Raw genomic sequence first — 20,428 nt, 5'->3', positions numbered from 1 at the left:
GTGCCGGCGCAGATCACGTGCGAGGAGGAGTGCCGGCCACACTGCTGGACACAGTGCGAGTCCTCCTCCAACCCGCAATGCATGAGCACCTGCATGCGCGACTGCGTCGAGCCCTGCGAGACGTTCGTGCCCGAGACGACCACCTGCGTGACGCAGGAAGCCTGTGAGGGCGGGATCCTCTATGGCTGGCAGGTGTGCACCACGCAACCCAGCGGAGAGACGACGACATCGCCGAGAGCCGCCCACGGACTGTGCTGACGCCGCCCGCCCCCGGCGGGCGGCGTTCCTGGCAAAGGGTGACGAACGCCCCGGTCAGGCGGTCATCGCGTCCGCGCCGGCCGCGCGGCGGCGGCGGGTGGCGACGGTGACGGCCGCGGCGCCGGTCGCGGTCAGCGCCGCCGCGGCGGCGAGGAGCACCGCGGTGTCGCTGCCGCCGCCGGTGGCGGCCAGCGCTCCGCCGCCGGCCCCGGTCTGGGTGCCGAGCCCGCCGGTGCCGGCCGCACCGCCCGCGTCCCCGGTGCCGCCGGTGTCATCGCCGCCCGACGGCAGGTCGGCGTCCTCGGTGACGGCGACCGTGACGGTCACCGGGTCCAGGGCCTCGCCGGACTCGTAGAAGCCGGCGAAGGCCTCGGCGCCCTCGGCGGTGAGGGTGGCGGGCACGGCGTCCAGCGTGACGACGTCGTTCACGGGGGTCAACGCGTCGGCGGGAACGTCGAGTTCGGCGACGGCGATGCCGTCGTACTCGGTGACCTCGCCGGTCTCGCGGTCCTTGGAGGACACGTCGGCGACCAACTCGGCCCCGGAGCCGGTGATGTCCACCGCGAACTCGCTGAACGCCAGGTCCAGCGTGCCCTCGTGGCCGACGAAACGGACCGAGCCGTCGAACGCGGTGGCCAGCGTGCCGGCCTCGGTGTCATACGCGCCGGTGCCGTTCGGGAAGCGATAGCCGCCGGTGATCTCGGTTGCTCCGGCGGCGAGTTCGACGGAGCCGTTCGCGATCGGGCCCGTGACATAGCCGCGGAACGACTCCTTGACGCCCCAGTCCAGGTTGCCGTCGTGGACCGTGCCGGCGGTGGCGTCGGGGTCCGTGTCGCTGCCGCCGTCCTGGCCGCTGCCCTGGTCGCCGCCGCCACCGCCGGGGGCGTTCGGGTCACCCTCGTCGTCGCCCGGGTTGGGGTCGGGCTCCTCGCCGTCGTCCGGCGCGGGGGACACGGTGAGCGTCGCCGGGTCAAGCGCGGTGCCCTCGGCGTACATCGGCGAGCCGTTGAACTCGAACGCCTCGGCGCCGCCCGCCGTCAGCGTGGCCGGGATCCCGGCGAAGACCATCGCCCCGCCCTCGCCCTGGCCGGGCGCCACGCCGGTGAGGTCCAGGGCGGCGAACTCGACGTCCTCCGTGGTCGTTCCGGCCACGGTCACGTCCGCGACGATCGAGCCCGAGGTGCCCTCGGTGACCACGCGCAGCTCGGACAGCTTGAGGTCCAGCGCGCCGTGGTGGCCCTCGAAGTGGACGCTGCCGTCGAACGCGGTGTCCACGGCGTGGGTGGTCAGGTCGTAGGTGCCGGTGCCGCCGGTGAACCGGTAGCTGCCGTCCTGGTTCGTCTCGGCGCCGTCGGCCGTGGTGGCGCTGCCGCCCGCGATCGGGCCGGTGATATAGCGGCGGAAGGACTCCTTCACACCCCAGTCGAGGGTGCCGTCGACGAGGCCGATCGGCGCGGCCTGGGTGTCCTCGGCGAACGCCGGGGCGGCCAGTGAGGTGATGCTCAGCACGGTCGCGGTGGCCGTGGCGAGCAGTAGCGCGCCGCGGCGGATGGGGCGCGGTCTGGTGGCGGAGGTCATGGCGCGGGTGTCTCCTCGGGTGTCTCGGGGTGGGTGGCGCGGCGGTTGCGGCGCAGGATGAGATACGCGGCGGCGGCCAGGGCGAGTACGGCGCCGGTGCCGGTCGCGATCAGTGCGGTCGTGGAGCCGGTGGATCCGGCGTCCTCGTCGTCGGCGGCGGCCGAGGGCGACGCGTCGGCCCCGGCCGCCGGGGGTTCGGGGGATTCCTGGGCGGTGGGTTCGCTGCCCAGGTCGGGGAGGGCGGGGAGCTCGGCCGCGGGGTCCGTGGCCACGGCGAGGGTGACCGGGTCCATGGCGATCCCTGGCTGGTAGAAGCCGCCGAACGCGGCGGCGCCCTCCTCGGTCAGCTCGGCCGGGACCTCCTGGAGCAGCACGAGGCCGTCCTCGGGGGCGAGTTCGGCGGCCGGGAAGGTGATGAGGGGCTGGTCGCGCTCGGTGGTCCCGGCCGTGGTGACGTCGGCGGTCAGCGTGCCGGTGCCGTCCGCCACGGTGACGGTGACGTTGCCGAGGGCGAGGTCCAGGTCGGTGCCGGTGAAGTGCACGCCACCGGTGAACGCGGCCTCCAGCGTGCCCGCTTCGGCGTCGAGGGTGCCGCGGCCGGCGGGGAAGCGGAAGAGGGCGCCGCCGTCCTGCGCGCCGTCGGTGAGCTCCCACGCGCCCTGGGCGATGGAGCCGGTGACGTATTCGCGGAACGTGCGGCGCACGCCCCAGTCGACGATGGCGTCGGTGAACTCGCCGTCCCCGGCGGGCTCTTCGGAGGGCTCGTCGGTGGGGTCACCGGTGCCGTCGTCGGCCGGGGTGGAGTCCGGGGCCGGGGGTTCCTCGGTGTCGGCGGTCAGGGTGACCGGGTCGAGGGCGTCGCCGGCCTGGTAGTAGCCCGCGAACGCGGTGGCACCCTCGGTGGTGAGGGTGGCGGGGATGGTGGTGATGTGGATGGCGGTGCCGCCGCGCAGGTCCACGCCCGTCAGATCGAGGTCGGCGAGCGGGACGTGGGCCGCCTCGGTGATCTCGCCGGTGCCGCGCTCCTTGCTGCGCACGTCGGCGAACAGGGCGCCGGAGGCGCCGTCGATGGCGACCGTGGGGTTGCTGATGGTGAGGTCCAGCTCGTGCTCGCCGTTCTCCTGCCGGTGGCCGGTGAAGTGGACGCCGCCGGAGTAGCCCGCCCGGAACGCGCCGCTGTCGGGGTCGTAGGTGCCCCGCGCGGTGTGGAAGCGGAACTGGCTCTCGCCGACGGTGGCCGCTCCCCCGGTCAGGCTCCAACCGCCGTTCGCGATGGGCCCGGTGACATAGCTCTGGAAAGATGACTTGACGCCCCAGTCCAGCCGGCCGCCGGCCACGGTGCGCTCGGCCGCGTGGGCCGTGCCGGGCAGCATGGCCAGGAGCACCGCGAGGAGCGCGGCCGGGAACGCGGTGACGAACGAGACGCGTGCACGAAGGTGCGGCTTTCTGGGCAGCATCGTGGAGTCCCTCCCGGCCGACTCGGAGTGAATGCTGAGGTTAGGCTAACCTAAGTTACATGCGTACAGCTTCGAAAGGCGGCAGAACGGTGGACCGTGCCGGGCGCCGGGGCCCCCTCCGAACTCTCGCCGGGCTGCTGGTACTTGCCCTGGCGGTGGCTGGCTGCGGCTCGGCGGGGGCCGGGTCCGGGGAGCCGGACGACGCGGCACCGGCGGCCTCGGCCGACCGAGTGGAGCCGCTGTCCGGGCCACCGCCGGAGCCCGCGCTGCCGGTGACGGTCACCTCGGCGGACGGCACCGAGGTGACAGTGGAGGCGGCCGACCGGATCGTGCCGCTTTCCGGTTCGCTGGCCGAGATCGTGTTCACGCTGGGCCTCGGGGACCGGGTCGTGGCCCGGGACATCACCGCGACGTTCGAGCAGGCCGAGGACCTGCCGGTGGTCACCCGGGGACACGACGTCTCCGCCGAGGGCGTGCTGTCGCAGCGCCCGGACGTGGTGCTGGCCGAGTCCACCACCGGCCCGGAAGAGTCCATCGACCAGATCCGGTCGGCGGGGGTGCCCGTGCTGGTGCTCGACGCGGCGCTCGCGCTGGAGGACATCGAGCCGCGCATCGCGGCGGTGGCCGAGGCCCTGGGCGTCCCGGCGGCGGGCGAGGACTTGAACGAGCGAACGGCCGACCGGATCGCGGCCGTTCAAGCCGACCTGCCGGCCGACGGCGACCGGCCGCGGGTCGCGTTCCTGTATCTGCGCGGCTCCGCCTCGGTCTATCTGCTGGGCGGCGCGGAGTCGGGCGCGGCCTCGCTGATCGAGGCGGCGGGCGGCGTGGACGCGGGCAAGGAGTCCGGTCTCGACAAGGACTTCACGCCGATCACCAGCGAGGCGCTGGCCACCGCGGCGCCCGATGTGATCCTCGTGATGACCAAGGGACTTGAATCGGTCGGTGGCGTGGACGGCATGCTGGAGATCCCGGGGATCGCCCAGACCCCGGCCGGGATGAACCGGCGCGTTGCCAGCATCGACGACGGCGTCCTGCTCAACTACGGCCCGCGCACCGACGAGGTGCTGGCGTCGCTCGCCGAGCAGATCCACGGGGACGGCACCGCGGAGTGAAGGACACCGCCCGGCGCCCGGCGGGCTGGCTCACCGGCGGACTCGTCACGGCCGTTGCCGTGCTGGCGCTGGTGTCGGCGGCGACCGGGGCCTACCAGATACCGCTGGACGACGTGCTCGCCTCCGCGCAGCACCGGATGGGGCTCGGCGGCCGGGAGCTGGACCGGGTCGGAGAGAGCGTGCTGTGGCACGTCCGGCTGCCGCGCGTGGTGCTGGCGCTGCTGATCGGCGCCTCGCTGGGCTGCGCGGGCGCGCTCATGCAGGGCGTGTTCGGCAATCCGCTGGCCGAGCCCGGGGTCATCGGCATCTCGGCGGGCGCGGCCGTCGGCGCGGTGGGCGCCATCGCGTTCGGCCTGGAATTCCTGGGCAACTGGACCGTGACCGCCTTCGCGTTCGTCGCCGGGCTCGCCACCGTGCTGCTGGTGTACGCCCTGTCGCGGGCCGGCGGGCGCACCGAGGTGGTCACCCTCATCCTCACCGGCATCGCGGTCAACGCCTTCGCGGGCGCCCTGATCGGCCTGTTCATCTTCTTCGCCGACAACGCCCAGGTCACCCAGATCACGTTCTGGCAACTCGGCTCGCTCTCCCAGGCCACCTGGCCCAAGGTGCTCGCGGTGCTGCCGTGCGCGGCGGCCGGGCTGCTCGTCGCGCCGCTGTACGCGCGGCGGCTCGACCTGCTCGCGCTGGGCGAGCGCCCGGCGCGCCATCTGGGCGTGGACGTCGAGCGGTTGCGCCTGGCGCTCGTGCTGGTCGTCGCGCTGCTGACGGCCGCCGCGGTGGCGGTGGCGGGCATCATCACGTTCGTCGGGCTGCTGGTGCCGCACCTGCTGCGGATGGCCGCCGGGCCCGGCCACCGGTTCCTGGTGCCGGGCAGCGCGCTGGGCGGGGCGCTGGTCCTGCTGGCCGGTGACCTGGCGGCGCGCACGGCCGCGCAGCCGGCCGAGCTGCCGCTCGGGGTGCTGACCGCGCTCATCGGCAGCCCGTTCTTCTTCTGGCTGCTGCGCCGGACGCGGCGGCGCTACGGGGGGTGGGCATGACCGGCCTGTTCACACGGCTGCTGGGCGGCGGGGCGCCGCGGGTGCCGGCGACGCCCGCCGCCGGGGAGACGGTGGCGGAGGCGCGCGGGCTGTGCGTCGAGCTGGGCGGGCGCATGGTGCTGGACGGCGTGGACCTCACGGTCACCGCGGGCGAGGTGCTGGCACTGATCGGGCCCAACGGCGCGGGCAAGTCCACGCTGCTGGCCGCGCTGGCGGCCGATCTCCCGGCCGCCTCCGGCGAGTTGACCATCGCCGGGCGCCCGGCTCACGCCTGGGGCGCGCGAGAGCTTGCCCTGCGCCGGTCGATGCTTCCACAAGCCGCCGCGCTCTCCTTCCCGTTCACCGTGTCCGAGGTGGTGCGGATGGGCCGCGCGCCCTGGGCGGGGACCGACGGCGAGGAGCAGGACGACGCGGCCGTCGCCGAGGCGATGGCGGCCACCGAGGTCAGCGACTTCGCCGACCGGCCGTTCGCGGCGCTGTCCGGCGGGGAACGGGCCCGGGTGGCGCTGGCCCGGGTGCTGGCCCAGCGCGCCCCGCTGCTGCTGCTCGACGAGCCCACCGCCGCCCTTGACCTGCGCCATCAGGAACTGGTGCTGCGCGTCTGCCGGGAGCGGGCGGCGGCCGGCCGGGCGGTGGTGGTCGTGCTGCACGATCTGGGGCTGGCGGCGGCCTGGGCGGACCGGGCGGCGGTCCTGCACCGCGGGCGGATCGCCGCCGTGGGGCGGCCCGACGAGGTCCTCACCGAGGACCTGCTCGGCCACGTCTACCAGCACCCGGTCGAGGTCCTGCCGCACCCGCGCACCGGCGTACGCCTCGTCATTCCACGCAGACCGGAAGAACCACCCCACGGAACTGGTCGGTAACGGAAAGTTTCAACAAACTACAGTCAAACGGTTGTTGGATGCCCTAACCTTTTCCAGCGGCACGGCGCGCACTCACGGGGAGATGAAGGCGCGCCTTCTTTATCGCGTAACACCTTCACATAGTCTCCGCAGTGTTGTCGCAGCCACCTTGGGGGGTACATGCGTCATTCACACGTGTCGCGGCACGGCAGCGCCCGAAGATCACCCGGCACCGGGCGCCGCTCCGTCCGGCGCCGCGACACCGCGTCGTGGTATCCGCTCGCCGCGATCGCCGCCGATCTGCTGGGCGTCCTCGTCCCCGTCCTCACCGTCTACGCCGCGGCCGGCGAGCCCCGCCCGTTCGCCGCCGCGGTCGCCGCCACCCTGGCCTGGATCACCGTCCGCGCCCTGAACCAGCGTTATGTCGGCCGTTCGCTGGGCGAGAGCCGCGGCTTGATCGCCACCGTTCACGACTGGCTGGTCCTGGTGGGCCTGCTGGCCGCCCTGCGCGCCATCACCGGCGAGAGCTCCGAGGTCTCCTCGGCGCTGCTCGCCCTCGCCCCGGCCGTGCCGGTCACCGGGCTGACCTGCGTCCTGATCCACCGTCATCTCACGGGCCAGCGCCACCAGGCGCAGGCGCTGCGCCGCGTCCTGCTGGTCGGCGAGGCCGGGCCGGTGGACGTGGTCGCCGCGCAGCTCGCCGCGCGCACCGACCACGCGTATGTGGTGGTCGGCACGGTGCTGGCCGGCACCGGCGAACCGGCCTGCGGCATCCCGGAGTCGGGGCGTCTGGACGCGGTGGGCCCCGACCTGTCCCCCGCGGTCCCCGACCTGGTACCCGACGGCCTCGACGGCTCCACCGTGCTGGCCGCCGCCCGCCGCAAGGACGCCGACCTGGTGCTGGTCGTCCCCGGCTCGCTGCTCACCGGCGAGCGGTTACGGCGCCTGTCCTGGGCGGTGCAGGACGCCGGGCTCTCGCTCGCGATCGCCTCCGGCCTCACCGAGGTCGCCCTGCGCCGGCTGTCGGTCTCCACCGCCGCCGGCCTCAACCTGCTGCACATCGCCGCGCCGCTGCGCCGGGGCGCACAGCCCGCGTTCAAGTCCGTGTTCGACCGGGCCGCCGCCGGGTTGGCACTCGTGGCGCTGGCCCCGCTGCTCGCGCTGCTGGCGGTCGCGGTGCGCCTGGACTCCCCCGGGCCCGTGCTCTACCGGCAGACCCGGATCGGCCACCGGGGCACGCCGTTCACGCTGTGGAAGTTCCGCACAATGGTCGCCGACGCCGAACTGCGCCGCCCCGAGCTGGAATCCGCCAATGAACATCTGACCGGCCCGCTGTTCAAGATGCGCAGCGACCCCCGGGTCACCCGCCTGGGCCGGCTGCTGCGCCGCACCTCGCTGGACGAGCTGCCCCAGCTCTTCAACGTGGTGCGCGGCCAGATGTCCCTGGTCGGGCCGCGCCCCCCGCTGCCCGAGGAGGTCGCACGCTACGGCGCGGTCGAGCTGCGCCGGCTCGGCGTCAAGCCCGGGCTGACCGGACCCTGGCAGATCAGCGGGCGCTCGGACCTGTCCTGGGACGAGGGCCTGGCCCTGGACCTGTTCTACACCGACAACTGGTCGGTCACCGGCGACCTCGACGTCCTCGCCCGCACCTTCCGCGCCGTCGTCGACGGCCGCGGCGCGTACTGAACACCCCCCGCGAAGCCGGGACTTCGGTGACTTGAACACTCTAGGAGCGCGTCGCGTGCACCCACCACTCATAGGTCTCCCGGATGCCGCGGGCCAGCGGCACCCGGGGGGCGAACCCCAGCTTCCGCAGCCGGGTCACATCCAGCAGCTTGCGCGGGGCACCGTCGGGCCGGGACGGATCCCAGCCGATCCGGCCGGTGAAGCCCACCGCCCCGGCGATCGTGTCCGCCAGCTCGGCGATCGTCAGGTCCTCCCCGCAGCCGACGTTGACCGGCGGCTCGTCGTCGTACTCGCGCAGCAGCAGCACACACGCGGCGGCCAGGTCGGCGCTGTGCAGGAACTCGCGCCGGGGCGTGCCGCTCCCCCACAGCACGACCTCGTCCCGGCCGTCGCGCCGCGCCTCGTGGAAGCGGCGGATCAGCGCGGGCAGCACATGGGAGGTCTCGGGATCGAAGTTGTCCCCGGGGCCGTACAGGTTCGTCGGCATGGCCGAGATGTAGGAACGGCCGAACTGCCGCCGGTAGGAGCGCACTTGGGTGATGCCCGCGATCTTCGCCAGGGCGTACGGCTCGTTCGTCGGCTCCAGCGGGCCGGTCAGCAGCGCCTCCTCCGGGATGGGCTGCGGCGCGTGCTTGGGGTAGATGCACGAGGACCCCAGGAACAGCAGCCGGTTCACGTCGGCCGCGTGCGCGCCGGAGATCACGCCGAGCTGGATGCGGAGGTTGTCCTCCAGGAACGGCACCGGGTTCCGGGCGTTCGCCATGATCCCCCCGACCGTCGCCGCGGCCAGCACCACGGCGTCGGGCCGCGCCGCGCGCAGGAAGTCCGCCGTCGCGGCCCCGTCCCGCAGGTCCAGCTCGGCCCGGGTCCTGGTCAGCACCTCATACCCCGCGTCCGCCAGCGCGCGGGCGATCGCGGAGCCGGCCAGGCCCCGGTGACCCGCGACGAAGACCCGGGCGCCGGCGTCCAGTTGAGTCGTCATGCCTCGGGATTGTGCCAGTTCGCCACTCCCGCCCACCCAGAACGCCCACAAGCCCATCACGTTGTCACCGAGGGGGGATCACCATGGGAAAGACCGCGCTGATCACTGGCGTCACGGGCCAGGATGGCTCGTACCTGGCCGAGTTGCTGCTGTCGAAGGGCTATACGGTGCACGGTCTGCTGCGCCGCTCGTCCTCGTTCAACACCGAGCGGCTGGACCACATCTACCAGGGCCCGCAGGAGCCGGGCCGCACGCTGGTGCTGCACCACGCCGACCTGAGCGACGGCGTGGCGCTGGTCAACCTGCTGCGCGAGATCGCCCCGGACGAGGTGTACAACCTCGGCGCCCAGTCGCACGTCCGGGTCTCGTTCGACGCGCCGATGTACACCGGGGACGTGACCGGGCTGGGCACGCTGCGGCTGCTGGAGGCCATCCGCGCGGCGGGCGTGGACACCCGGATCTACCAGGCGTCGTCCTCCGAGATGTTCGGCGCGGCGCCGCCTCCGCAGAATGAACGCACCCCCTTCCACCCGCGCAGCCCGTATGGCTGCGCCAAGGTCTACGGCTACTGGTCCACCGTCAACTACCGGGAGGCATACGGGCTGTTTGCGGTGAACGGCATCCTGTTCAACCATGAGTCGCCGCGCCGGGGCGAGACGTTCGTCACCCGCAAGATCACCCGCGCGGTGGCCCGGATCAGGGCCGGCCTCCAGGACCGCCTCTACCTGGGGAACCTGGACGCGGTGCGGGACTGGGGCTACGCGCCGGAGTACGTCGAGGCGATGTGGCTCATGCTCCAGCGGGACGAGCCCGACGACTACGTCGTGGCCACCGGAGTGCCCGCCACCGTGCGGGACTTCCTCCGGGCGGCGTTCGCGGCGGGCGGGCTGGACTGGTCGGAGCACGTGCGGTTCGACCCCAAGTACGAGCGGCCCAGCGAGGTGGACGCGCTGGTCGGCGACGCCTCCAAGGCGCGCGAACTGCTCAACTGGCGGCCCGAGGTGCGGTGGCGGGAGCTGGCCGAGCTGATGGTGGAGGCCGACATCGCCGCGCTGGACGCGGAGTTGAGCGGCGCACGGGTGCGCATCGACCGTTGAGCACGCGCTCCCGGCGCGGGCGGCGCACAACCAGAAGCCCACTTGATTGGTCCATAACTGCGCCCGGAGTGGGGAACGTGGGGAAGGGTGAGGAAATGAGCAGCGAACGACGAACGCGCGGCAGATCCGGGGCGGTTGGCGCCGTCCTGGCGCTGACCGCGAGCCTGCTGGCGGCCACCGAGGGCGCCTCGGCACCGTCGGCCGGCGCCCTGACGCCGCCGGTGTCGATGACGGCCGAGGAGCTGCCCACCTGGCAGACCAACGGCATCGTGTACGCGCTGGCCCAGGCGAACGGGGTGGTGTACGCGGGCGGCACGTTCTCCACGGTCCGGCCGCCCGGCGCGGCCTCGGGCACCCAGGAGCGGCCCGCGGCGAACTTCGTGGCGCTGGACGCCGCGACCGGCGCGCCGGTGGCCGACTGCGACCTGTCGTTCACGGTCGGCTCGGGCACCGCGACGGTGCGGGCGCTGGCCGTCTCGCCGGACGGGCAGACCCTGTACGTGGGCGGCACGTTCGGCTCGGTCAACGGCGTCGGCGCCAGCAGCCTGGCCGCGTTCGACATCCCGAGCTGTGAGCGCAAGCCGTTCCCCACGGCGGCCAACGGGATCGTGCGCGCAATCGCCGCCACCGACGACCGGGTCTATCTGGGCGGCGACTTCACCCAGCTCAGCGGCCAGGCCCGGGCGCGGTTCGGCGCGGTGTCCACCGGCGGCGCGGTGCAGAGCTGGCGGGCCGACGCCGACGAGATCGGCAAGGCGATCGCCCTCTCCCCCGACGGCGAGAACGTCATCCTGGGCGGCGACTTCTTCACCATGAACGGCGCCGGCTCCCACGCCCTGGCCGTCGTCGACGCGGACACCGGCGCGAACGTCCGCACTTACGGCCGGGGTTTCATCGAGGACAGCTCCACCGTGCAGGCGCTGGCCACCGACGCCAGCGGCTTCTACACGGCGAACGAGGGCACCGGCGGCTTCGACGGCCGGATCGCCCTCAACTGGGGGACGTTCGACGAGCGTTGGCGCGACACGTGCCTGGGCGCCACCCAGGCCGTGGCCGTCCACCAGGAGGTCCTGTACAGCGGACACCACGCGCACGACTGTTCCAGCATGGGCGAGTTCCCCAACCAGGAGCGCTACCACCTGTTCGCCCAGTCGGTGCACGACCCCAAGCTGCTGGGCTGGTTCCCCAACACGAACGACGGCCTCGGCGAGCAACTCGGCCCGCGCGTGATGACGGTGGCCACCGATCACCCGACCGACGAGCGGGACTTCCTGTGGGTCGGCGGCGGCTTCACCACGGTCAACGGCACGGCGCAGTGGGGCCTGACGCGGTTCGCCACCGCGCCCGACACGGGCGCCCCCTCCATCCCCGAGACGCACGCCGCCAGCCCGGCGGCCGGCCGGATCGACGTCACCTGGCGGCCCAGCCTCGACCTCGACGACAGCCTGCTGACCTACCGCGTCTACCGCGACGGCCGCAGCCAGCCCGTGCACACGGCGGAGGCGTCCTCCGTGCCCTGGCGCCGACCCCAACTGACGTTCACCGACACGGATGTGGCGCCCGGCGAGACCCACAGCTACCGCGTCAGCGCCACCGACGCCGCGGGCAACACCAGCGCGCTGTCCCCGCCGGTCACCGTCACCGCGGCCGACGGCGGCCAGCCGTACGCGGACGCCGTGCTGGCCGACGACCCGCTGCTGTACTGGCGTTACGACGAGACGGCCAACAACTTCGCCTCCGACGCCTCCGGCAACAACGCGAACGGCGTGCACCGCGGCGGCCCGCAGCGCGGCGTGACCCCGGCCGCCGTGCCCGCCCCCGAGGCGGCCGGCGTCGGCTACGACGGCGCCGACGCGTACACCTACAGCGATCGCAGCTACTCGGGGCTGACGCGGTTCACCGTGGAGACGTGGTTCCGCACGACGACCACCAGCGGCGGCAAGCTGATCGGCATGGGCAACCGCACCCTTCAGAACAGCACGTCGCGCGACAACAACGTCTATATGCAGAGCAACGGCCGCCTCACGTTCGGCGTCTACAACGGCACCTACCGCACGGTGACCAGCCCGGCCGCCTACAACGACGGCGAATGGCACCATGTGGTGGCCTCGGTCGGGGCGAACGGCCTGCGCCTGTACGTGGACGGCTCCCAGGTCGCCGGCTCGATCCTCACCACCTCGTCGCGGAACGTCACCGGTTACTGGCGCACCGGCGGGGACAGCCTCCAGGGCTGGCCGAACCGCCCGGCCAGCGACTTCTTCGACGGCTACCTGGATGAAACGGCCGTCTACCCGGCCCAGTTGTCCGCCTCCCGCGTCCGCGCGCACCACGACGCGGCGTCGCTGCCGACCGACACGGTCACCACGCTGGTCCCGACCGCCGACACCTATGTCAACGCGGCTGCCACCAGCACGAATTACGGCACCCACCAGCAGCTCGCGGTGCGCGGCAGCACGGCCTACGAGAGCTACCTCGCCTTCGACCTGCCCGCCGCCCCGAGCGGCCAGGTGCTCAAGTCCGCCGCGCTGCGGGTGCGGGTGACCGGCGACTCGGTCGCCGGGTCGGCGGACGACTTCGCCGTCGTGCCGATCACCGGGGCCTGGACGGAGACGGGCACGACGTACGCCAACCGCCCGGCGCTGGGCGGTACTTCGCTGGGCACGCTGAGCGCCCCGGCGACGCCCGGCGGGGTGTACACCGTTCCGCTGAACCTGGCCACGGTGAACGGCGCGCTCGGCGGCTCGTTCGATGTGGCGCTGACGAGCGAGGGGACCGACAGCCTCTGGCTGTGGGCGAGCGAGGCCGCCGCGAGCGGCTACCGGCCGCAGCTCCTCCTCACCTTCGGGGCGCCCTGATGCGGCGGCTCCTCCCAGCCGCCGCGCTGCTGGCCGCCGTCGCCGTGCTCACTGCCTGCGGCGGGGGCGGGGACGACGGCGCCGCGTCCGCCCCGTCATCCGAGCAGGGCACTTCAAACGACGAGGAGAACGTGCCCGACCAGGAGAACGCGGCCGACGAGGAGGACGCGCCCGGCGCGGAGGACGACGGCATACCCGAGGAGACCATCCCCCGGGCGGAACTCACGCCCGCCGAGGGAGAGTTCTCCGAGGAGGAACAGGACTATCTGACCGAACGGGTCCCCGAGGGCGCCGACCCGGCGGCCATCCTGGAGCTGGGCTCGGCCGCCTGCGACCGGCTCGGCTATCTGGACCGCCACGACCCCGAGGCCGCCGTGACCGCCCTGCGCGAGGGCGACATCCCGGACGCCGAGGCGGCCGTCGAGCACCTGTGCCCCGAATACGCCGACCTGCTGACCGAAGCCCGAGGAGAAGAGTGACCCTCCTGCCGATCGTGGTGGCGATCCCCACGAAGAACGAGGCGGCCAACATCACCACGACGGTCCGCTCCGTCATCGGCCACTTCCAGGCGGTGGTCGTCGTGGACTCGGACAGCACGGACGACACCCGCGCCCTCGCCATGGCCGAGGGCGCGGACGTCGTGCCCTACACCTGGGACGGCCGCTACCCGAAGAAGAAGCAGTGGTGCCTGGAGCATGTGCGGCCCGAGATCCCCTGGCTGCTGTTCCTGGACGGCGACGAGATGCCGAGCCCGGAGCTGCTGGCCGAGCTGCGCCGGATATTCCTGGACGGCCGCCGGGTCCGCCCGGCCGCGTTCGACATACCCCTGGGCTACTGGTTCGCCGGCCGCCGCCTGCGGCACGGCCACACCATCGTGAAACGCGCGCTGCTGGACCGCACCCGCGCGCGGTTCCCCGAGCCGGACGACCTCGCCGCCCCCGGCATGGGCGAACAGGAGGGCCACTACCAGCCGTTGGCCGACCCGGTGCACCGCCTGCGGGCCCCGATCGAACACCTGGACCTGGACCCGGTCCGCACCTGGTTCGACCGCCACAACCGCTACTCGGACTGGGAGGCGTGGCTTGAACACCACCCCGACGTCCGCGAGCAGATCCGCAAGGCGAAGACCCGGCAGGGCCAGCTCTTCCACCGCGCCCCGTTCAAACCGCTGCTGTCGTTCGCCTACGCCTATGTCTACCGCCGCGGCTTCCTGGACGGCCGCGCGGGCCTGGACTACGCGCTGGCGATGAGCTTCTACCGCTGGCAGATCGGGCTCAAGGCACGGGAGCTGGACGCGGGCTGAGGCGCGCGGCAGGGCCCGGCACCGGTCGGCCGACGCGTTCCAGAAGGGAGCAGTATTCAAGTCCGGCCAGTGGCTGCCCGTCGAAGAAGCGGATGAACAAGTCCGCGACTTCGGCGGGCCGTTCGAGGTGCACCAGGTGGTCGGCGTCGGAAACGATGGCGACGTGACCGTCGGCGCAGTACCGCGCCACTTCCCGGCAGGCCGCCGGCCCGGTGAAGTCGTCGTGCTCGCCCGTCACACACAGGGTCGGCGCCAGGACGGGCGGCTCGGGGGAGAGCGCGGAGTCCTCCTTGAGCAGGCGGAGGGAGTTGTTGCGGTACTTCTCCCTCTCCCGGTCGGAGGCCGAGGAGAAGTTCCGGACCAGGATCCTGCGGATGACGTCTTTGTTGACGACTCTCCGTCGTGTGCCGCCCCGCATGAACACATCCACCGTGGCGGTCGCGAACTGCTCGATGTCACCGGTGTCCAGGAGCTCCAGCGTGTGCCGGATGCCGTCCCTGATCCGCTCGGAGAGCCTGGGCATCGTGCCGACGAGGACGACTCTGCCGACCCGCCCCGGCCGGAGCTGGGCCAGCCGCCAGACGACGGCCGTGCCGTAGGAGCCGCCCGCGAGGTGCACCCAGGGGCGGCCGAGGTCGTCCAGGAGGTGGGCCAGGGCGTCGGCCACGAACTCGAAACCGTATGCGGCCGGGAGGTCGTCCGAGTCACCCCAGCCCGGCAGATCGACGGTGATGACGGTGGCGTAGTCGGTGAGCGCCTTCTCCAGCCGCCCCCATGACTCCTTGCGCTGAAAGGCACCGCCGACCAGCACGATGGGCGTCACTCCCGACGCCGGCCGGGACGTGACGACCCGGGAGGTGTAGCGGAACCCGCCGTGCGTGTGCGAGCGGATCACGACATCGTTCGCGGGTCGTGTGGCCAACTGCCCCATAATGCACCTTTCCGGGAAATGTCCTTGGGGCCCAGACCATCACTGCGGGTCTCACATCGCCCGTTCCTCCCGGGCGCGTTATGGAACGTCCAACTTTCGGGTGAGCCCAACGGCCCACGGCTGACCGACGTCGGCCGGCGCGCCCAGGTGGGCGAGGAGGTGCCAGACCTTCTTGAGCGCGTCCGGTTCATGCCGGCCCGCGCGGGCCGCGTCGCCGATGGGGCGGGGCGTGAGGACGCCGTCCTCGGCGAGCGCCACGGCCAGCGCGGCGTACCGCGGGCCCCGGAAGCCGGGGTGACGGGCCAGCTCCTCGGCGGCGGCCCGGAATCCGGGGTGCCACTCCACCGGGCAGGGCAGCCGCCGGGCGGCGTCGCCCACGGGGGTGTCGCGGAAGCAGGGGTCCAGCACCAGGGCTTCGACGTCGCGGTCCAGGAGAACGGGGCCGTGGATCTGGGCCTCGATATGGCCGTCGAGGGTGTTCTGGCCGTCGGCCTCGGCCAGTTCGATCAGGGCGAACCGGTCGGCGACGCCGAAGTCCCTGGGGCCGGTGGAGCTGTCGGGGTAGCAGAACGTGGCGCGGGCGAGCGTGCCGGCGGTCAGCCGGAAGTACGACGAGCCGAAGCGCGGCGCGCCGCCGACGGCCAGCGGGCGGTGGTTCAAGGCGCCGTACACGGGCCGTTCATGGGCGGGCGCGTCGTCGTAGGCGCCGCCGAAGATGCGGCTCTCCCAGTGCCACCGGTCCCCGCCGGGGTGGGCGGTGAGGCCGCCGTTGCTGGTGGCCGTCACGAACTGCGAGTAGTAGGCGCCGTCCTCGGCCATCGACTCCAGGATCGGCCGCCCGCCCACCAGCCGGTCCGGGTGGAAGTTGACGGTCAGCCGCAGCCCCGGCGGCAGCGGTCCGCCAGAGGCGCGGGCGGCGACGTGGGCGAGGGCGCGTTCCCTGTTCATCGGCGCAGTGTGCCGGAGCGCGGCCGGCGATCGCATCCGGATTGCCGCGTGGGTCGATGTCACACTTCGGCGCCCGGTTCGCTCTCAGGTAATGACCGGCCCCGCGGCGGAGCGGGGGCGGAGCATCGAGGAGAGACGAACCCACATGATTCTGGTAACTGGCGCCACCGGCGGCGTCGGACGCCCGCTTGTCGAACTGCTGCACGCCGGGGGCACCGGCGTGCGGGCCGTCACCCGGAACGCGGCGGCCGCGGGGCTGCCCGCCGGGGTCGAGGTGGTCGAGGCCGACTTGAACCAGCCCACTGCCATCGCCGACGAGCTGACCGGGGTCAGCAGCCTGTTCCTGAACCCGGAGGCCGTCGGGGATTCCGCGCGCGACCTGCTGAAGCTGGCCCGGGAGGCGGGCGTGCGGCGCGTGGTCCTGCTGTCGGGCATCGCGGTGGACCCGCCGACGCTGGCGATCGAGGAAGCGGTCGCCGAGTCGGGACTTGAACGGGTAATCCTCCGGCCCGGCATGTTCGCCACCGGCACCCTGGCTCTCTGGGCCGGGCAGATTCGGGCCGGCGACACCGTCGCCGGCCCCTACGCCCGGTCCCAGCAGGCCCCGATCGATCCCCGGGACCTGGCCGCCGTCGCCGCCCAGGCGCTGCTCACCGACGAACTGGTCAAGCGAGAACCGAAGTTGACGGGGCCGGAGTCGCTCACCCACGCCGAGATGGTCGGCGTCATCGGCACCGCGCTGGAGCGCCCGCTGCGGTACGAGGAGGTCCCACCGGAGGCGGCCAAGCGAGGGATGGCCGGGCTCGGCATCCCCGAGCCGGTGATCGACGCGTATCTGGCCCTGCTGCGCGAGACCGTGGACCGCCCGGCGCTCGTCACCGACGAGGTGGAGCGGATCCTCGGCCGCCCGGCCACCCCCTACGCCGCCTGGGTGCGGGACCACCTCGACGCGTTCCGGGGAACGGACTCCTGACCGTTGCCGCCCCGGCGGGCGGCGGTCAGTCGATGTGGGCGCAGATGTCGTCCGTCGTCCCGGCCACCATGTCGATCGTCTTGTAGCCGTCCGCGCCGATGTCCAGGGTGTAGACGCCGTCGACGATGTACAGCCCGCGCGGCACGTTGCCGCCGTTCTCGCCGACGCCGACCAGCACCGGGCCGACCACGTACCAGAAGGAGGCGGAGCTGTCGGCGGCGTACTCGACGACGGCGCTGCCGCTGGCGTCCGCGTCATGGGCCGCTCCCGTTTCCAGGTTGGTCACCCGGATCACCAAGTCGCCCTTGTAGACAACGGTCTTGGGCGAGCCGTCCGGGTGGGTCTCCGTCACGAGCTGCACCACCTCGTCCACCACCGGCACTCCGGAGATCGGGAAGTCGCAGCGGGCGCCGGCGGGCAGCTCCCAGGGCGCGGACGGCGCCGGCTCCCAGCCGGCCGCCGGGGCGGCGGGGGCGGCTGCGGGCGCGGCGGCCGCGGGCGGGGCGGACGCGGCGGCGGGGGCGGCGCCCAGCAGCGCGGGAACGGCAAGGGCCAGCAGCGGGAAAGCGATTCGTCGTGTCTGCATGGGGTCAGCGTTCACCCGCCCGCTCACCACGTTCTCACCGCGCGGGCCGGCGGTAGGCTTGCGGACCGCCATGGAGTTCCAGTTGCTCGGTCCTTTTCAAGCCCGGCACGGCGGGCGGCGGATCCCGCTGGCCGGCCGCCGCCAGGAGCGGTGTCTGCTGGCCATCCTCCTGTTGAACGCCGATCACGTCGTGACGACCGAGCGCCTGATCGACCTGCTGTGGGACGGCGTGGCGCCCGCCACCGCGCGGGGCACCGTGCACACGTACATCGGCCGGCTGCGCGCCGCGCTCAAGCCGCACGGCGTGATCGTGGAGACGCGGCACGACGGCTACTCGGTGGACTCCGGCTCGCACGAGATCGACGCGCACACGTTCCTGTCGCTGGTCCGGCGCGCCGCCGCGACCGGCGACCCGGGGGAACGCGTCCGGCTGTACGACGAGGGGCTGGCCCTGTGGCGCGGCCCGTTGCTGGCGGACGTGGCCGGCGAGGTGCTGCGGGACCGGCTCGGCGGGCATCTGGTCGAGCAGCGGCTGTCCGCGCTGGAACGGCGCGCGGAGGCCCAGCTCACCATGGGCCTGCACGACCGGGTGCTGGCGGACCTGACACCGCTGGCCGACGAACACCCGCGCCGCGAGCGGCTGGTCGCGGCCCGGATGACGGCGCTCCACCGGGGCGGTCGGCAGGCGGACGCGCTGGATCTGTACCGGCGCACGCGCCGGGCGCTGGTGGAGGAGCTGGGCATCGAGCCGGGCGTGGAGCTCCAGACGCTGCACGACCGGATCCTGCGCGGCGACCCGCGGCTGGACCGGCCGCCCGCGCCGGTCTACGCGGTGCGGGTCGGCGAGGAGTGGCTGCCGTGGGCGGTCGGCGGCCATCCGGCGCTGGAGTTCTGCAACACGTATGCGGGCTGGGCCTGGACGGGCCCCGGGCTGCCCGGCTCCGAGTGGCTGGCCCGGTACGCCACGCTCGCGGTCTGGGCCGGGCACCAGGACCTGGTGCCGGAGCCGGTCGTCGTGTCGCTGCTGCGGCAGGCGCGGGAACGGCCCCGGGAGGCGGAGGAAGTCCTCGCGGCGGCAAGGGAGTTCCGCGCGGACCTGTACGCCTGCCTGACGAACGCGGACGACGCCCGGGCGTTCACGGCCGTGGCGGGGGTGGCCCAGCAGGCGGCTGGAATGTCGGCGTTCACCCGGGGCCCGGACGGCCTGGGCCGCTGGCGGCTGTCCCCGGCGGCCGGGCTGCGCGTCCCGCTGTGGGCGGCGGCCACCAGCGCGGCCGAACTCCTCGCCGATCCGCGCCGGTTCACGGTCACCGCCTGCCCGAGCGAGCACTGCGGCTGGCTCTTCCTGGACGCCAGCGGCCGGCGCCGCTGGTGCAGCCTGGCGACGTGCGGCGGCGCGTGCGGCCCGGGGTGAACGAGGCGGCTCAAGTCCCGGCGGACCCATTCCCGCGGCGCTTCGTGTACGCCACGGTCAGGACCGGCAGGAAGACCACATACACCCGCTCGCCGAACCCCGGCTCCCTGGTCGAGAGCGGCGGTGGCTTCCTCGATACGCGGCTCGAAGCCCGCCGCCCGCAGCGCCCCGGCGACGCGCTCGGCGGCCGCCCTGGGCCCCAGCCCGGTGGTCCCGCGGTGCACCGGCCCGTCCGGGTCCGCGGGCAGGTAGACATGAACGGTCCAGAGGTCGTCGGCGTCGCGCGCGCCGAGCTGGAGGGAGGTCAGCGTGACCCCGGGCGCGACCTCCTCGGTCACCGGCGGGGCGCTCAGCGGCAGTTCGGAACCGAAGAACGCCGCGGGCTGGGACGCGTCGGCGGTCGGCACGACAACGGTCAGGGCGGCGGCGGTCGCCGCCGTCAGCGCGGCACGGTGAATTCTGCGGATCATGGGCCATCCCTTGCGCTTGGCTGGAACTCGCGCATTCAAGCCCCCGTTGGTGGCCACCACGGACCGCCGACATGGAGCCCGTCCGACCACTGTCTGAACCCCGGAATCAGCGGATGATCAGCCGCCGTCAAGGGGAGGACGGCAGGCTTGCCCCCATGACGACCAGCACCATGGGACACACACTGCGGAAGATCCTGATCGGCACGGCGCTTTCGGTGACGGCACTCGCCGGAACGATCGCTTTCGCGTCCCCCGCGGGAGCCGCCACCATCCAGTGCACCAGCTATCTGAACAACCGCGGCTACGAGGTCACCCAGAAGCACATCGAGTCCTGCCGGATCGGGGCCGAGGGCAACATGAACCTGTGCAGCGAACTGCTGGTGGACCTGGGCGTGGTACCGACACACGCCGTCCAGGCGTGCAAGCGGGCTTAGGCACCATCCCCGTAGTACGTGTAGGTCTCCACGTCGCCGTTGTCCCACGTCACGGTGAGCGTCGAGCCGTTGACCTCCAGATCGGCGGTCAAGTGGTAGGGGACGCCCGACACGTCCCAGCTCTGACAGTCCACGGCGAAGGAGCTCCCGTCGAGAACGCCGAAGCAGTTCAGGTAGGGCCGCCCCTCGGATTCGTTGGGCAGGTAGAAAACGGAGCCGTAGTCGCCGTCGAAGTCCAGCGAGGAGGCCGTCGCTGGATCCGGCGTGGTCATCCAGAAGCCCGCCAGTTCGGGCAGCATCGAGAGATCGGGCCCCTCGTCCTCGGTCGGACTGGGCGACGGCGGCGGAGTGTCACTCGGCTCGGGCTCCGGCTCGGGCTCCGGCGACTCGGTGGTCGGGTCGGCGGAAGGAGTGGCGGAGACACTCTCACTCGGCGAAGCCTCACCCCCGGCACTGTCGTCACCT

General features: G+C 73.1%; 20 protein-coding genes. 13 read left to right on the top strand and 7 right to left on the bottom strand.

Annotation, left to right across the window (positions count from 1 at the left end):
- The first annotated feature begins 81 nt into the window (after positions 1-81).
- Positions 82-258, top strand: coding sequence for a hypothetical protein (locus RM590_RS18475; RefSeq protein ID WP_311705715.1), 177 nt, complete (start codon positions 82-84; stop codon positions 256-258).
- 54 nt (positions 259-312) lie between these two features.
- Here RM590_RS18475 and RM590_RS18470 read toward each other — a convergent pair whose 3' ends face one another.
- A complete protein-coding gene (locus tag RM590_RS18470) occupies positions 313-1,836 on the bottom strand; it encodes an HtaA domain-containing protein (RefSeq protein ID WP_311705714.1) in 1,524 nt (507 codons plus the stop codon).
- Positions 1,833-3,293, bottom strand: coding sequence for an HtaA domain-containing protein (locus RM590_RS18465; protein ID WP_311705713.1), 1,461 nt, complete (start codon positions 3,291-3,293; stop codon positions 1,833-1,835). Before RM590_RS18465 ends, RM590_RS18470 begins: the two co-directional genes overlap by 4 nt.
- 59 nt (positions 3,294-3,352) lie before the next feature.
- On the opposite strand from RM590_RS18465, the gene RM590_RS18460 reads away from it, so the two are divergent.
- From RM590_RS18460 to RM590_RS18445, 4 genes are all read left to right on the top strand, one after another.
- Entirely contained in the window at positions 3,353-4,405 is a 1,053-nt protein-coding gene (locus tag RM590_RS18460; RefSeq protein WP_311705712.1) for a heme/hemin ABC transporter substrate-binding protein, read from the top strand.
- The gene (locus RM590_RS18455; protein ID WP_311705711.1) at positions 4,402-5,442 is read left to right on the top strand and encodes a FecCD family ABC transporter permease; all 1,041 of its coding nucleotides are present in this window, start codon (positions 4,402-4,404) and stop codon (positions 5,440-5,442) included. The genes RM590_RS18460 and RM590_RS18455 overlap by 4 nt, the downstream gene beginning before the upstream one ends.
- Positions 5,439-6,305 (top strand): heme ABC transporter ATP-binding protein, encoded by an 867-nt coding sequence (locus tag RM590_RS18450; protein WP_311705710.1) that lies wholly within the window; start codon positions 5,439-5,441, stop codon positions 6,303-6,305. The genes RM590_RS18455 and RM590_RS18450 overlap by 4 nt, the downstream gene beginning before the upstream one ends.
- Positions 6,306-6,464: 159 nt before the next feature.
- Positions 6,465-7,970, top strand: a complete 1,506-nt coding sequence (locus RM590_RS18445) for an exopolysaccharide biosynthesis polyprenyl glycosylphosphotransferase (protein WP_311705709.1) — start codon at positions 6,465-6,467, stop codon at positions 7,968-7,970.
- Positions 7,971-8,010: 40 nt separating this feature from the next.
- Here the strand turns inward: RM590_RS18445 and RM590_RS18440 are convergent, their stop codons facing one another.
- A complete protein-coding gene (locus RM590_RS18440) occupies positions 8,011-8,952 on the bottom strand; it encodes a GDP-L-fucose synthase family protein (protein WP_311705708.1) in 942 nt (313 codons plus the stop codon).
- Between the two features lie 83 nt (positions 8,953-9,035).
- Here RM590_RS18440 and gmd point away from each other — a divergent pair, with 83 nt between their 5' ends.
- The 4 genes from gmd (at position 9,036) to RM590_RS18420 (ending at position 14,207) form a co-directional block, all read left to right on the top strand.
- Positions 9,036-10,049 (top strand): GDP-mannose 4,6-dehydratase, encoded by a 1,014-nt coding sequence (gmd, locus tag RM590_RS18435; protein ID WP_311705707.1) that lies wholly within the window; start codon positions 9,036-9,038, stop codon positions 10,047-10,049.
- Positions 10,050-10,144: 95 nt separating this feature from the next.
- Positions 10,145-12,904, top strand: a complete 2,760-nt coding sequence (locus tag RM590_RS18430) for a CBM96 family carbohydrate-binding protein (RefSeq protein WP_311705706.1) — start codon at positions 10,145-10,147, stop codon at positions 12,902-12,904.
- Complete coding sequence (locus RM590_RS18425; protein WP_311705705.1) at positions 12,904-13,383, top strand: hypothetical protein; 480 nt, start codon at positions 12,904-12,906, stop codon at positions 13,381-13,383. Before RM590_RS18430 ends, RM590_RS18425 begins: the two co-directional genes overlap by 1 nt.
- Positions 13,380-14,207, top strand: coding sequence for a glycosyltransferase family 2 protein (locus tag RM590_RS18420; protein ID WP_311705704.1), 828 nt, complete (start codon positions 13,380-13,382; stop codon positions 14,205-14,207). The genes RM590_RS18425 and RM590_RS18420 overlap by 4 nt, the downstream gene beginning before the upstream one ends.
- On the opposite strand, the gene RM590_RS18415 is transcribed toward RM590_RS18420, so the two are convergent.
- Entirely contained in the window at positions 14,179-15,129 is a 951-nt protein-coding gene (locus RM590_RS18415; RefSeq protein ID WP_311705703.1) for an alpha/beta fold hydrolase, read from the bottom strand. The two genes, RM590_RS18420 and RM590_RS18415, sit on opposite strands and share 29 nt — an antisense overlap.
- 87 nt (positions 15,130-15,216) lie before the next feature.
- A complete protein-coding gene (locus tag RM590_RS18410; protein WP_311705702.1) occupies positions 15,217-16,086 on the bottom strand; it encodes a DUF3626 domain-containing protein in 870 nt (289 codons plus the stop codon).
- 145 nt (positions 16,087-16,231) lie between these two features.
- On the opposite strand from RM590_RS18410, the gene RM590_RS18405 reads away from it, so the two are divergent.
- Positions 16,232-17,059, top strand: a complete 828-nt coding sequence (locus RM590_RS18405; protein WP_311705701.1) for an NAD(P)H-binding protein — start codon at positions 16,232-16,234, stop codon at positions 17,057-17,059.
- A gap of 25 nt (positions 17,060-17,084) precedes the next feature.
- Here the strand turns inward: RM590_RS18405 and RM590_RS18400 are convergent, their stop codons facing one another.
- The gene (locus RM590_RS18400) at positions 17,085-17,645 is read right to left on the bottom strand and encodes a hypothetical protein (protein WP_311705700.1); all 561 of its coding nucleotides are present in this window, start codon (positions 17,643-17,645) and stop codon (positions 17,085-17,087) included.
- Positions 17,646-17,715: 70 nt separating this feature from the next.
- On the opposite strand from RM590_RS18400, the gene RM590_RS18395 reads away from it, so the two are divergent.
- The 3 genes from RM590_RS18395 to RM590_RS18385 all read left to right on the top strand — a co-directional run bounded on the left by RM590_RS18395 (position 17,716) and on the right by RM590_RS18385 (position 19,963).
- Positions 17,716-19,059, top strand: coding sequence for a BTAD domain-containing putative transcriptional regulator (locus tag RM590_RS18395; protein ID WP_311705699.1), 1,344 nt, complete (start codon positions 17,716-17,718; stop codon positions 19,057-19,059).
- A 309-nt stretch (positions 19,060-19,368) separates the two neighbouring features.
- Positions 19,369-19,515: a hypothetical protein gene (locus tag RM590_RS18390; RefSeq protein ID WP_311705698.1), complete on the top strand. Its 147-nt coding sequence runs from the start codon at positions 19,369-19,371 to the stop codon at positions 19,513-19,515.
- Positions 19,516-19,684: 169 nt separating this feature from the next.
- Positions 19,685-19,963: a hypothetical protein gene (locus tag RM590_RS18385; RefSeq protein ID WP_311705697.1), complete on the top strand. Its 279-nt coding sequence runs from the start codon at positions 19,685-19,687 to the stop codon at positions 19,961-19,963.
- Here RM590_RS18385 and RM590_RS18380 read toward each other — a convergent pair.
- Entirely contained in the window at positions 19,960-20,262 is a 303-nt protein-coding gene (locus RM590_RS18380) for a hypothetical protein (RefSeq protein WP_311705696.1), read from the bottom strand. The genes RM590_RS18385 and RM590_RS18380 overlap by 4 nt on opposite strands.
- Positions 20,263-20,428: the final 166 nt, after the last annotated feature.

Source organism: Streptomyces litchfieldiae, assembly GCF_031845365.1.
Classification (GTDB): domain Bacteria; phylum Actinomycetota; class Actinomycetes; order Streptomycetales; family Streptomycetaceae; genus Streptomyces; species Streptomyces litchfieldiae.
Note: the sequence above shows the minus strand (reverse complement) of the source record. Positions and strands in the feature narration are given on the sequence as shown.